The organism is Streptomyces sp. NPDC030021, assembly GCF_055574035.1.
Window position 1 is genome coordinate 174,150 of the sequence record NZ_JBVIAH010000012.1, and the last position, 12,626, is coordinate 186,775.

Annotated in this window: 13 protein-coding genes; 5 read left to right on the forward strand and 8 right to left on the reverse strand. The window is 72.4% G+C overall.

Translation table 11 applies throughout. The features are described 5' to 3' along the window. The first annotated feature begins 3 nt into the window (after positions 1–3). Complete coding sequence (locus ACZ4YL_RS24030; protein WP_468119204.1) at positions 4–621, forward strand: HutD/Ves family protein; 618 nt, start codon at positions 4–6, stop codon at positions 619–621. Here the strand turns inward: ACZ4YL_RS24030 and ACZ4YL_RS24035 are convergent. After that, positions 618–2,498: a galactose oxidase-like domain-containing protein gene (locus ACZ4YL_RS24035; RefSeq protein WP_468119205.1), complete on the reverse strand. Its 1,881-nt coding sequence runs from the start codon at positions 2,496–2,498 to the stop codon at positions 618–620. The two genes, ACZ4YL_RS24030 and ACZ4YL_RS24035, sit on opposite strands and share 4 nt — an antisense overlap. A gap of 262 nt (positions 2,499–2,760) precedes the next feature. On the opposite strand from ACZ4YL_RS24035, the gene ACZ4YL_RS24040 reads away from it, so the two are divergent. Then, the gene (locus tag ACZ4YL_RS24040; protein ID WP_468119207.1) at positions 2,761–3,423 is read left to right on the forward strand and encodes a DUF4360 domain-containing protein; all 663 of its coding nucleotides are present in this window, start codon (positions 2,761–2,763) and stop codon (positions 3,421–3,423) included. A 72-nt stretch (positions 3,424–3,495) separates the two neighbouring features. On the opposite strand, the gene ACZ4YL_RS24045 is transcribed toward ACZ4YL_RS24040, so the two are convergent. Both ACZ4YL_RS24045 and ACZ4YL_RS24050 read right to left on the reverse strand, forming a co-directional pair. Beyond that, positions 3,496–4,554, reverse strand: coding sequence for a LacI family DNA-binding transcriptional regulator (locus ACZ4YL_RS24045; protein WP_468119209.1), 1,059 nt, complete (start codon positions 4,552–4,554; stop codon positions 3,496–3,498). 89 nt (positions 4,555–4,643) lie between these two features. Continuing rightward, a complete protein-coding gene (locus ACZ4YL_RS24050) occupies positions 4,644–5,030 on the reverse strand; it encodes a MarR family winged helix-turn-helix transcriptional regulator (protein WP_468119211.1) in 387 nt (128 codons plus the stop codon). Between ACZ4YL_RS24050 and ACZ4YL_RS24055 the strand changes: the two genes are divergently transcribed. Further along, positions 5,014–5,466 carry an MBL fold metallo-hydrolase gene (locus tag ACZ4YL_RS24055; RefSeq protein WP_468119334.1) on the forward strand — a complete coding sequence of 151 codons (453 nt, stop codon included), beginning with the start codon at positions 5,014–5,016 and terminating at the stop codon, positions 5,464–5,466. The genes ACZ4YL_RS24050 and ACZ4YL_RS24055 overlap by 17 nt on opposite strands. A 19-nt stretch (positions 5,467–5,485) precedes the next feature. On the opposite strand, the gene ACZ4YL_RS24060 is transcribed toward ACZ4YL_RS24055, so the two are convergent. From ACZ4YL_RS24060 to ACZ4YL_RS24075, 4 genes are all read right to left on the reverse strand, one after another. Beyond that, positions 5,486–6,322: a class II glutamine amidotransferase gene (locus tag ACZ4YL_RS24060; RefSeq protein ID WP_468119213.1), complete on the reverse strand. Its 837-nt coding sequence runs from the start codon at positions 6,320–6,322 to the stop codon at positions 5,486–5,488. An 88-nt stretch (positions 6,323–6,410) separates the two neighbouring features. Then, complete coding sequence (locus tag ACZ4YL_RS24065; RefSeq protein WP_468119215.1) at positions 6,411–6,935, reverse strand: pyridoxamine 5'-phosphate oxidase family protein; 525 nt, start codon at positions 6,933–6,935, stop codon at positions 6,411–6,413. A gap of 129 nt (positions 6,936–7,064) precedes the next feature. Next, positions 7,065–8,495, reverse strand: coding sequence for a glycoside hydrolase family 16 protein (locus ACZ4YL_RS24070; protein ID WP_468119217.1), 1,431 nt, complete (start codon positions 8,493–8,495; stop codon positions 7,065–7,067). Between the two features lie 366 nt (positions 8,496–8,861). Further along, positions 8,862–9,083, reverse strand: coding sequence for a hypothetical protein (locus tag ACZ4YL_RS24075; RefSeq protein WP_468119218.1), 222 nt, complete (start codon positions 9,081–9,083; stop codon positions 8,862–8,864). A gap of 218 nt (positions 9,084–9,301) precedes the next feature. On the opposite strand from ACZ4YL_RS24075, the gene ACZ4YL_RS24080 reads away from it, so the two are divergent. Beyond that, entirely contained in the window at positions 9,302–9,511 is a 210-nt protein-coding gene (locus ACZ4YL_RS24080) for an acyl-CoA carboxylase epsilon subunit (protein WP_390800598.1), read from the forward strand. Between the two features lie 50 nt (positions 9,512–9,561). On the opposite strand, the gene ACZ4YL_RS24085 is transcribed toward ACZ4YL_RS24080, so the two are convergent. Further along, the gene (locus ACZ4YL_RS24085) at positions 9,562–11,193 is read right to left on the reverse strand and encodes an FAD-dependent oxidoreductase (protein WP_468119220.1); all 1,632 of its coding nucleotides are present in this window, start codon (positions 11,191–11,193) and stop codon (positions 9,562–9,564) included. 276 nt (positions 11,194–11,469) lie between these two features. Here ACZ4YL_RS24085 and ACZ4YL_RS24090 point away from each other — a divergent pair, with 276 nt between their 5' ends. Then, complete coding sequence (locus tag ACZ4YL_RS24090; RefSeq protein ID WP_468119222.1) at positions 11,470–12,567, forward strand: SchA/CurD-like domain-containing protein; 1,098 nt, start codon at positions 11,470–11,472, stop codon at positions 12,565–12,567. Positions 12,568–12,626: the final 59 nt, after the last annotated feature.

Sequence of the window (12,626 nt, forward strand, 5' to 3'; positions counted from 1 at the left end):
GCCGTGGACGCGCCGAGCGGTGGCGGGATCCGGCTCCTGCGGGCGGCCGACCGGACCGCCACCGTCTGGAAGAACGGCGGGGGAGTCACCCGGGAGATCGCGGCCTGGCCCGAGGGCGCGGACATGGACGGCTTCGGATGGCGGGTGAGCCTGGCCGAGGTCGCCGCCGACGGGCCGTTCTCGGCCTTCCCCGGCATCGGGCGCACCCTGACCCTCGCCGAGGGCGCAGGCATGGACCTCACGGTGGCGGGCGTACGCCGGCTCGTGGACGAGCGGTTCGCGCCGCAGGACTTCCCCGGGGACGAGCCGACCGACTGCCGGCTGCTCTCCGGCCCCGTCGTGAACTTCAACGTGATGTACCGCAGGGGCGCGGTGGAGGCGCAGACCGCCGTCGTACGGGGCGCGCTCGCCCTCGCGGTCCCGCCGGGCGGGACACTGCTGGTGGCCGCGCTGGAGGGACCGGCGGTACTCGAACGGGCCGGTGACCACGCCGAGCTGCTCCCGTACGACGCGGCCCTGCTGACCGGACCGCTCGACTGCCGGGTCCGTACGGCCGGGCGCGCGGCCGTCGTACGGTTCGCCCCGGCCCCGGCCCCGGCCCCGGCCCCGGCCCAGCTCTAGCGGGTGCGGTTGCGGTTGCGGGTGCCCAGCTTGATCCACTTCGCGGTGCTGGGCACGCCCTTCGTGTCGAGCAGGAAGAGCATGTAGTACCCGGGTGGGGCGTCGGCCGCGCTCGGCGGCGTCCGGAGCCCGATCGTGGAGCCGTGGACGCCGGTGATCCGCAGGTCCAGGTGGCGCTGGCTGGTGTTCACCGAGTGGGTGACGGTCGTCGGTGCCAGCAGCACGGCCCGTCTGACGTCCTTCGCCGTCGAGCTCGTGACCTGGAAGGCCGCGTCGTGGCCGAGGTCGCCCGCCGGGGTCCGGTCGAGCGCCGGACGGGCGCCCCGGTGCAGGTAGGCGGGCTCGTAGAGCTCGATGCTGCCGTCCATCCCGTCCTTGATGTCGGGATCGTTGGCGATCTGCTGGAGCTCGTCCCCGGTGACCATCATCCGGCCGTCCGGCAGGACCAGGGCGTTGGAGTGGTAGCCGCGGGGCAGCCGCTGGGCCGGACCCAGCTTCCAGTGGCCGCGCGCGTCGCGCAGTTCGATCTGCCGGTACTTCAGGTCGGCCTTCGGGTTGAAGGGCCCGTTCCCGTAGTTCCGGGTGTCCAGGGCGCCGTTCACCGTGATCAGGGTTCCGTCGGGCAGGATCAGGGTCCCGTCCTGGGTGCGGCCGAAGGCCCTCGGCTCCTCGATGCTCCAGCGGCCGCCGGACAGCCGGTACGTGAGCGGGTCGCGCGGGTCGCCGCCGAGCACCAGGACGGAGTCCGGGCCCCGGAAACCGGCCGGCAGGGGCACGGCCGAACCGTAGCCCCGGAAGTCGGCGGGCCGCCGGGGCAGGTCGGTGCGGGTGTCCTCGACCGGGTCGAACAGCCACTGCTGGTCGGCGTCGCGGCCGAGCCCGTAGATCTTCCCGTCCCGCAGCGAGAAGAGGTGCGGATAGTCGTTCCGGAAGGGCGCCTGTGAGCGGAGCCGCTCCGCGGGGACGTTCGCCGGGATGTCGTACGAACGCCAGGGCACGGGCCGCCCGAGCGCGGGGAAGCGCTCCACCACCGGAGTGGGCGTGCCCGTACCGCGCTCGGACTGGCCGGACATGATGATCTGCCGGCCGTCCGGCCCGGTCACCACCGAGGGGTACCAGCGGCCCACGGACATGTCGCGGTTGCGGAACCACTTCTCGGTCCACGGGTCGAACACGAAGGACAGCTTGGCGCCGCTGCCGCCCTTCCCGCCGACATTGCCGCCGAACACCCCCACCATTCCGTTGGGGAGGTAGGAGTGACCGGCGCAGAAGAACGGCGCCGGGCGCGGGGCGTAGGCGCCGTCGGGCATCAGCACCACCGGGGGCGGCACGTTCTTGAAGGCCCTGGCCCCGGTCCCCCTGGCGGGGTCCCAGAGGTAGGCGCGGCCCGCGTTGGTCCGGCCGACGGTGTTCGTGGGACCGGTCTCCTTGGTGGGATCGGCCTCCACGCGTTCGAAGGAGAAGAGCAGCACCTTGCCCGTCGGCAGCTGGGCCACGTGGACGCCGAAGTCGGGAGAGGGGAAGAACTGGGTGAACCGGCCGAACCGGGCCGCGTCGAACTTCGCGTTGCCCTTGCGCTGGGACTCCTCCAGCGAGGCCAGGCTCGACGTGCGCTTCGACTGCGGATAGCCCTGATTGCCCTTGGCGGCCTCGCGCAGCCGTGCGTGCGCGCGGGCGTGCTCCTCGCCGAGTACCCCGGCCTCGTCGCCGGCGTGGTGGGCCGCGGCGAAGGCCGGGCCGGGTCCCGCCAGGGCGACGGCCAGGACGGAGGCGAGCGCCAGTGCCGACAGAACGGCCGGGCGTGGCCATGACGCGCGGGACGAGCGTGGTGCGCGGGATGGGCTTGCTGCGCGGGACGAGCGTGCTGCGCGGGACATGGGACTCCTCACCGCAGGAGGGCCCGGCACCCGGCGCCCCGGCCGGCTCCAGAACCCGCTGATTACCTGAAAGACCTCGCCGATATTAGGAAAAATCGGAACGAGCGAACGGTCCGACTCGGCGCTCCGCGCCACCTGGGGCCATCCGGCGGGGTGGTTTGGGTAGATTTATCGTTTCTGCGGTGACGGGCTTCCGCCATCGAGGTGAGACCGCGTGCCCGTCGCCCGGCCGGGGCCGCCGCGGACCGCTATCCATGGCGATGTGATCAAGTTCCTCCGCACCGGATTCACCGCAGCCGCCGTGACCGCGACCCTCGTCGCGCTCACCCCCGCCGCCGGGGCCTCGTCCTCGGCGCCCTCGGCCCCCACCGACCAGGTGACCGTGGACGTCGCCACCGTGAACGGATCGGGCTGCCGTCCAGGCAGTGCCACCGTCGCCGTGTCGCCGGACAACACCGCCTTCACCGTCACCTACAGCGAATACCTGGCCCAGGCCGGCGGGGGCGCCCCCGCCGTCGAAGGCCGCAAGAACTGTCTCCTATCCCTCGACGTCCACGTCCCCCAGGGGTACACCTACGCCGTGGCCAAGGCCGACTACCGCGGCTTCGGCAGCCTCGCGCCGGGCGCGGTCGGCACGCAGAAGGCCAGCTACTACTTCCAGGGCATGAGCCAGACCGCGTACCGGACCCACAAGTTCAACGGCGAGCTCGAAGACAACTGGCAGGCGACCGACACCACGGGTATCGAAGCCCTGGTCTTCGCGCCCTGCGGTGAGCAGCGCAACTTCAACATCAACACCGAGCTGCGGGCCGAAGTGGGCACCTCGGACCCGTCGCAGACCAGCTTCATGGCGCTCGACTCGACGGACGGCAGCATCAACAGCGTGTACCACTTCTCCTGGAAGGAGTGCCCGGTCGAGCACTGATCCGGGAGTGCTCGCTCCCCGTTCACAGGGGCCCGCCGTCCGGCGGGCCCCTGTGGCGTGTCCGGTGCCGGGTCAGGCCGACGCGCGCCGCACCAGCGCCGTGGCGGTGATCACCGGATCGGGTGCGGCCCGCCGCCCGTCCGGACCGCCGTTCAGGCGGTTCATCAGCAGCCGTGCCATCAGGCGGCCCATGCCCTCGATGTCCTGGCGTACGGTCGTCAGCGGCGGGTCGGCGCTCTCCGCCACCGGTTCGGCGTCGTCGAAGCCGACCAGCGCCACGTCCCCGGGCACCGTCCGGCCGCTCTCCCGCAGCACGCGCAGGGCGCCCGTCGCCATCAGGTCGTTCCCGGCGAAGACGGCGTCGATACCGGCGTCCCGGTCCAGCAGTTCCGCCATCGCGCGGGCCCCGCCCGCCGGGGTGAAGTCCCCTTCGGCGAACAGCTCCGGGCCGGCGGCCGCCAGCGCGTCCCGGTAGCCGCTCAGCCGGTCGGCCGCCGAGGTCTGGTCGAGCGGGCCGGCGATGTGCGCGATCCGCCTCCGGCCCTGCGCCAGCAGATAGCGCACGGCCTCCCGCGCGCCCCCGCGGTTGTCGGCGTCGACATAGGCCACGCCCTCGCCCGCACCCTCGCCCTCCCCGGTCCCGGTGGTCCAGCCGGGCCGGCCGCCGTAGACGGTGGGCATGCCGATGCGGCGGGTGATGGCGGGCAGCGGGTCGTCGGTGTGCAGGGAGAAGGCGAGGGCCCCGTCGACGTGGCCGCCCGCCAGGTAGCGCTCGATCCGGTCGTAGTCGCCGCGGTCCTCGACCAGGAGCAGGACGAGCTGGGTGTCGTGCGCGGTCAACTCCTTGGCGATGCCGCGGACCTGGCGCGAGAAGAAGGGGTCCGAGAAGATCCGGATCTCCGGCTCGGCGATGATCACCGCGACGGCCCCGGTGCGCCGGGTGACGAGGGTGCGGGCCGCGTGGTTGGGGACGTAGCCCAGCACGCGGATCGCCGTACGCACCCGGTCCACCAGATGTGCGCGGACCCCGTCGCCGCCGTTGACCACGCGGGACGCGGTGGCCCGGGACACCCCGGCGTGCGCCGCGACGGCCTCCAGGGTGGGGCGGCTGCCGGGACGCGGCTCGGTCACGGATGCTCCTCCACGGTGTCCACGGACGGTGGCCTCGACGGGCAGCAGGGTAACCGGTGATCGCCTCCGGTCGCTGCCCCGTAGGCGGGTTACGGCCGGGTGGCGGCCCGCTCCAGCAGGGCCCGCAGGACGCGCCGTTCCTCCGGGGCGAGGCCGGACAGCGGGGAGTCCACGGCGAGGAGCGCGAGGAGGCGCTCGCGCGGGGCGGTGCCCTCGGCGGTGAGGACGAGCGGCTTCGCGCGGCGGTCGGTGGGGTGCGGATGGCGCCCGATCAGGCTCTGCTTCCCCAGCTTGTCGACGACGACGGCGGTGTTGGAGTGCTCGCAGCTCATGCGTTCGGCGAGCTCGCGCACGGTCATCGGCCCGCTCATCTCCCGCAGCGCGGCCGCCTGTGACGGCGTGAGGTCCAGGGTGGCCGCAGGACGTACGACTGCCCCGTCCGGCGGGAATCCGCTCGATATGGCTGGGCGACACATGGTGTCGTACGTGCCGGACGGTGACGTACGGCTCCGGCCGCCCCGGCTGCTCCGGGACAGCACCGACGAGGTGTGGGCCGCGCATCCGGAATACCTGGGCCCCGCGCGCCACCTGGTGGGGAGCGTCGGCGGACTGCTCGTGGAGCACGGCGGCCGCGCCCTGCCACCCCGCGCCCGGCGCAGACGGCCGGTGTTCGCCCACGCGGAGTACCTGATGTCCGAGCCCGAATGGGAGCGGCGGGACCCCCTGGAGGCCCAGGGCATGGCCGAGCAGGTCGCGTCCCTGGCACCGCGCGTACGCGCGGTCACCGACGGTCAGGAGATCTTCCCCGGCGTGCGCGTACGGACCACCCCCGGCCACACCGTCGGACACGCCGAGTACGTCATCGCCGGCGGCGGGCGCCGGCTGATCGCCATCGGGGACGCCGACGCGTGACCCGCAGGCCCGGCGGCGGTCAGAATTCGGGGACGAAGGGGAGGTAGTCCGAGTGGGGACCGGAGGGGATCACCGCATAACTGCTCTCGGGGAGTTCGTTCCACACGCCGGGCAGGTCTCCGAGCGGCTCGGACACCACGAGGCGGGTCTCGTCCGAGACCTCCCTCAGGTAGGGCACCTCCGGGTGCAGATGCCGGACGGTCTCGGCCCGGGAACTGTAGAACAGCGAGCGGGACTTTCCCTGGCTGGAGTAGCGGAAGGCCCAGACGTGCACGCCGTCGCTCACCGCCACCGTCATCTGGAGCGGTTCCGGCACACCGTGCTCCTTGCCGAGGCGCTCGACGAACCCCGCCATCCTGGCCACCGCACCCGGGGCGTCCTGGTCGAGACCGAACGTGACCGCCAGGTAGAACATCACCTCGGAATCCGTGGAGCCCTCGATGGACGGGAAGAGCGCCGGGTCGACGGCCATGCACAGATCGCGCTGCAGCCGGTGGAAGTCCGCGATCGCTCCGTTGTGCATCCACAGCCAGCGTCCGTGGCGGAACGGGTGACAATTGGACTGCTGGACGGCCGACCCCGTCGAGGCGCGGACGTGCGCGAAGAACAGCGGCGAGCGGACGTGCGCGGCGAGCTCCTGCAGATTGCGGCTGCTCCACGCCGGGCCGACGTCCCGGAAGACCGCCGGGGTGCCGTCGCCGTCAGCGCTGTACCAGCCGATGCCGAAACCGTCGCCATTGGTCGGCTCGGCGCCCATCCTGGCCCGGAGGCTCTGGTTGATCAGCGAGTGCTCAGGGCGGTAGAGCACGGTGTCGAGGAGCATGGGCGAACCTGAGTAGGCGAGCCAGCGACACATGCGCACCATCCCCTTCGCGACCTGCTCCGAGCCTAACCCCGCCGACGTCGGGGTTCTCGCGGGACAGGCCGTCCGCGGCGGCCGCGGGTCAGGAGAAGAGCCAGCGCGTCTGGCTGTAGCCGCCCTTGCCGAAACCGAAGGCGGTGCCCGGGCGGACCGAGAAGACCAGGGCCTCGCCCGCGTCGGGATTCACGAACACACCGTCCCCCACCTCGAAATGCCACTCGGCGCCGTACTTCGCCTCCCAGGCGGCGGCGAGCCGGCGCAGCCGGCCGGGATCCGTGACCCGGGCCGCCACACCCTCGACGACCAGGTCGAATCCCTCGTGGAGGGTGTTGGTGCCGGTGGTGAGGACGACGTGCGCGTTGCCGCGGAGGTTCTTGGCCTTGCGCTCCTCGGGCCCGGTGCAGAAGTGCAGCGCGCCGTCCGCCCAGACACCGATCAGAGGCGTGACGTGCGGCCGTGCGTCGGGGCGTACGGTCGTCAGCCAGTACAGCTCGGCCGCGGCCAGCCGGGTGACGGCCTCCCGCCACGGCACGGCAGCCGCCCGCTCGTCGCTGTACCGCGGGTCCAGCTCGGCGCGGGGCTCCTCGCGGGGTTCCTCGTCGGGCATGGCTGTCCTCCTGGTGCGGCCTCCGGCTGCGGTCAGGCACCAGCCTGTCCCGCGGCGCCCCGGCCGTCCACCGGGGGCCGCGCCCGGCGCCGTCCGCGCGGAGTCCCGCGGGGACGGCGCCGCCGCTCGTCAATGGCCGAAGTCGAACCAGTTGACGTTCACGAAGTCGGCGGGCTGGCCGCTGGTGAAGGTCAGGTAGACGTCGTGCGTGCCCGTGACCGCCGTGATGTTCGTCGGCACCGTGCGCCAGCTCTGCCAGCCGCCGGTCGACGCGACCGAGAAGCTGCCGACCGGAGCCGAGGCCGGGTTGTCGAGCCGTACCTCGACCAGCCCGCTGACCCCGCCGGCCGCACCGCCGGCCACGCGCCCGTAGAACTGCCGGGCCGGCGTGGAGCCGAAGTCGACGCCCCGGAACAGTGCCCAGTCGCTGTTGCCGATCGCCGCGAGGTTCTGGCCGCCGCCGGTGTCGGTGGTGCTCTCCTTGGCCGTGCCCGACTGGCCGTCGTAGGACTCGGCCTGGATCGCCGTGTACGCGTCGCGGTGACCGGGCGGTGTCGTCGGCGGGGTGGTGGGCGGTGTCGTCGGGGGCGTGGTGGGCGGTGTGGTGCCTCCGGCCGACCGGAGGACGGACACGTAGTCGACGACCATCGCGTGTCCGGGCTGGGTGCCCGCGTCGGGGCCGCCGCCGAAGGCGTCCGGGAAGCCGCCGCCCATGGCGACGTTCAGGATGATGAAGTAGCCGTGGTTCGTGGCGTCGGTCCAGGTCTTCGCGTCGACCTGATCGGCCCGCACCGTATGGAAGTTGAACTCGTCGACGTAGAAGCGCATCTCCTCGACCGCGGTCGAGCGGTCCCACTCGACGGCGTACGTGTGGAAGCCCGCCTGGCAGCCGGCGCCGGGGCAGACGCGCTGGCCGCCGATCCCCGAGGTCTCGTTGCAGGGGCCGCCCGGACTCGTGCCGCAATGCACGGTCGCCCAGACGTTGTTGAGGCCCTGGACGTTCTCCAGGATGTCGATCTCGCCGATGCCCGGCCAGTTCCACCAGTTGCCCCGGTAGGGGGCGCCGAGCATCCAGAAGGCCGGCCAGTAGCCCTTGGCGGCCGGGCCCGTCACGTTCGGCATCTGGATCCGGGCCTCCGACCGGAGCTTGCCGCCCGCCGGGGGCTCGAAGTCGGCCCGCCGGGTCTCGACGCGGCCGGACGTCCAGTTGCCGGCGGCGTCCCGGCGCGGGGTGATGCGCAGGTTGCCGGTGCCGTCGAGGGAGACGTTGGAGGGGTCGGCGGTCATCGTCTCGATCTCGCCGGTACCGAAGCGGGCGGGTCCGCCGGGGTAGGAAGTGCCGGTGGTGTACTGCCAGTCGGCGGTGTTCACCCCGGACCCCGCGGGCCCGTCGAAGTCGTCGAGGAACACCCGGGACCAGCCCGCCGGTGCGGGGGGAGCCGCGGCGCTCGCGGGCAGGACCACGCCCGCGGCGGCTGCCGCGACCACGGCGATCGTGCTGAGCGCGGCTAAGACGGCCCGCCGGACCGTCGGCCGCTTCCTGCCGGATATCTCGTGCATGGGTGCCCTCTCTGAAGCGCGCCGAGGCGCGGTGCGGGGGGAAGGGTCAGCGGGTCGCGCGACTTGAGAGCGCTCTCAAGCCGCGCCGCTGGACACTGTCCTCCGCACCCTCACGGGCCGTCAAGAGATGGAACCGGCAAAGCATTTGGGAGCAGGACGAGTTCAATCAGTGAACGCCAGGGGGTGTCTTGTCGGTCGGGTCGGATCAGGGCGTGCCGGACGCCGCGAGCCCGGCCTGATCGGCGGGTCACCCCCTGGGGTGCCCCGGTCGACGGCACGTCGACCGCCGGCCGGGGTCCCGGACTGCCGCCGTCCGGCGGCCGGCGGCGGCAGGGCGCTCACCCGTACGGACCAACCCGCCGTACGTCACACCGGCGGACCGAGCACCTCCTCGGCGCCGGGCAGGTCATGGACGGAGGCCCCCGTCCCGGTCAGCGGCAGCAGGCCGGACAGGGGACACGGCACGGGCATCTCGTGGTCGACCTCCCACTGCCCTACCGTGTTCCCGCGCGCGTGATCCATGGTGCAGACGGCGTACAGGTTGCCGGCACAGCCCCGGCACAGCAGCGGCCGGTGGCCGGTCACCACGGCCGGTCCGGAGTGCCGCGCACGGCACGCTCTTGTAGCGTCGGTCGCGACAGGATTCCAGGTGATCCCACCGGAGTCCGCAGGCCGGTTCGCTCACGCGGAACACGTCCCGTCGGTGCGCCGAGCCACCCGTGTGCCGCCCGCGCCGGAGCCGAGCCGGTCCGCCCCTCGCGAAGCGACCGGGCGCACGCGCAGCCCCCGTGAGAGAGGCCGTGCCGATGTCGAAGGATGTCCCGATAGCGAGCCTGCTGCGTGTGGAGAGGGGCGTCGCCGCCCCTGAGGAACTGGCCGCGATCGCGGTCGTCGTCGCGTGTTACGCCCAACGGACCTCCGGCGGCGGCGACACGGCCGGAGGTGCCGGGCCCGGCCGCCGGCGTACCGCCGTACCGGCCGCCGGCTGCTGGGCAGGTTGCTGGGCCTGCCGCTGAACCGCTTCCGCCGGCCGCACGCACGGCCGGCGGAAGCGGGGACGAGGTGGTCACGCCCGGCGCAGCACCGTCGAGAGGACCTCGCGCAGCGTCGCCGTGGCATCGGCCACGGCTCCCTCCGAGCGCCAGGCCACGAACCCGTCCGGCCGTACGAGCACGGCGCCCTCGGCGCTCATCGCGTGCACCTCGGTCCAGTCGGAGCGCCCCTCCTGGACGAGGTCCGCATCCGGCCCGGTGCCGATGGTGCAGGCGTCCAGCGGCACCTGCAGTTGCCCGGCGACCTGCTTCGCGGCCGCCTGCCACGGCGTCCCCGCACCGCTGAGCAGCACGAAGGAGCGCTCGTAGAGGTCCAGGGTGGAGATCCGCTCACCCGACCGGGTCACCCACATGTGCGGGGCCCGGGTCCCGGTGTCGCCGACCAGTCGCAGGGTTTCCGGGATGACGGGCCGTACGGGGTCGCCGCCGACGAACGCGCCCTTCGGGTAGCAGTAGCCCATGGCGGTGGTGAGGACCCCGCTGCCCGGCCCGCCGCCCATGGTGGGCGGCGGCGCGTACCCCGGGTGGCTGTGCTCCGCCGAACGGGCCGACGCCCGCTCGCTGGTGGCCCTGGCCACCGGCAGCCGCTCGGCCTCGTAGGTGTCGAGCAGCCCGATGCCGGCCGAGCCGTCCAGTACCGCGGCGATCTTCCACGCCAGGTTGTGCGCGTCCTGGATGCCCGTGTTGGAGCCGAACGCCCCCGTGGGGGACATCTCGTGGGCCGCGTCCCCGGCCAGGAACACCCGACCGGACGAATACCGCTGCGCCACCCGTTCGGCCGCGTGCCACGGGGCCTTGCCGCCGATCTGCACGTCCAGGTCGGGTACGCCGATCGCGTCGCGGATCTGATCCACGCACCGCTCGTCGGTGAAGTCCTCCAGGGTCTCGCCCTGCTCCGGGTGCCACGGGGCGTGGAAGACCCACTGCGTCTTGTTGTCCACGGGCAGCAGCGCTCCGTCGGCCCCCGGGCGGATCAGGTAGCAGACGATGAAGCGCAGGTCGCCCAGCACCTCGACGAGCTTCTCCGAGCGGAACGTGACGCTCACGTTGTGGAACAGCTCGCCATTGCCCGTCTGGGGGATCCGCAGCTGTTCCCTGACGGGACTGCGCGGCCCGTCCGCGGCGATCAGGAAGTCGGCGCGCACCGTGATGTGCTCGCCCGTCTCCCGGTCCTTCACCACGGCGTTCACCCCCGTGGCGTCCTGGTCGAAGCTCATCAGCTCGGTGGAGAACCGCACGTCGGCGCCCATCTCGCGGCTCTGTTCGGCCAGCACCGGCTCGATGTTGTTCTGGCTGCACAGACACCAGCCGGTCGGACTGAACCGGGCCAGCGCCCCGGCCGGATCGATCGACTTGACCAGCCAGTTGTGGTCGCCGTCGGTCAGCGACCGGGCCTGCAGAATGCCCTGATTTCCCTCCAGTACGGACGCCGCCCGGCGGATCGCGCGCTCCGCCCCTGCCGTGCGGAACAGCTCCATCGTCCGGGCGTTGATGCCACGGCCCCGCGGGTGTGCGGAGGTGCCGGAGTGCTTCTCGACCAGCAGGTGCCTCACTCCGTGGCGGCTCAGGAAAAGCGAGGTGGACAGGCCCACGAGGGAGCCGCCCACGACGAGAACCGGTACGCGAACATCGGCGTTGTCTTCCATCAGCTGCGGGCTCCTGTTTTCTGTGTGGGGGAGTGGAGTCTTTATGCCCCCGATCCGGGATGAGGCCCAGTTGATTCGCCGGTTGTCACCCGCTTGATCCGGACATGTAGCGGTACGTCCCCACCCGGATGACGATGAGCGACAGCGGCTCCCCCTGAGACGCGCCGGCCTGCCGTTCCCCACCAGAGACGGCCGCCGGCCCGGGCGGACGCCACCGGTGACGGACGAGGGGTCCGTACGCGATGGATCTCCACCCCCTCATGAAGGAGTGAGTAGATGACAACCACCCTGTCCGAACGGGTGTCGCAGTCAGCCTTCGACGGCTCCATGCTCCGGGTCGTCCTGCTGATGGATCTCCACGAGGGGACCCAGCAGCAGTTCTTCGAGGCGTACGAACAGCTCCGCCACGACATCGCGTCGGTTCCGGGCCACATCAGCGACCAGCTGTGCCAGTCCTTCGAGAATCCCTCCCAATGGCTCATCACCAGTGAGTGGGAAAGTGCCCCGCAGTACCTCGCATGGGTCAACAGCGAGCACCACGCCGAACAGGTGAAGCCGCTCGGCGCGTGCGCCCGTGCCATGCGCCCGCTCAAGTTCACCGTCCTGCGGGAGACCGGCCGCGGCTACGGCCAGGAGTCCCGCCCGGCCACGGCACGCCTGCAGAAGAGCCCCCGGCTGGGCGCCGGCATCGTGCGCCACGCCCTGACCTTCACCGTCAAGCCGGGGAGCGAGAAGGCCGTCGCGTCCATCCTCTCCAGCTACGCCTCCCCGGCGGCCCGGGTCGACGACCACACCCGCCTGTGCCGCACGTCCCTGTTCATGCACGGCAACCGGGTCGTACGGACGGTGGAGGTCCAGGGCGACCTGATGGCGGCCCTGCGGCACGTCTCCGAGCAGCCCGAGGTGCGCGCCGTCGAGGAGGCCATCAACCCCTACCTCGAACAGGACCGGAACCTGAACGACCGGGAGTCCGCGCGCATGTTCTTCATGCGCGCGGCGCTCCCGGCGGTCCACCACATCGCCGCACCCGAGCCCGAGTCCGCCGAGGTCCAGCGGCACGCGCTCTTCTACCCGGCCAAGCCCGGCTGCGGAGCCGCGCTCGCCAAGTTCCTGGCCCGGCAGGACGAGGCGGCCGCACACCACCCGGCCAGCCCCGTTCGGAGCAGCAGCATCTTCCAGCGTGACGACATCGTCGTCCGGCTCATCGACGTCCGCGGCCCGCTCGACGCCGAGCCCGACACCACCTTCGGCGTCTCGGGACCGCGCAAGGCGGCGGTGCTCGACCGGCTGACGGCCCGGGCCGGCAGGCGGGTCCGCACCGCCGGCCACACCATGAACCTGATCACGGACCGCCGGGCACCCGCGGATTCCTGATCCTCCCCGGCCCACCCCCATTTCCACCCCCGATCCCGATCCATCCGCACCAGGCTCTC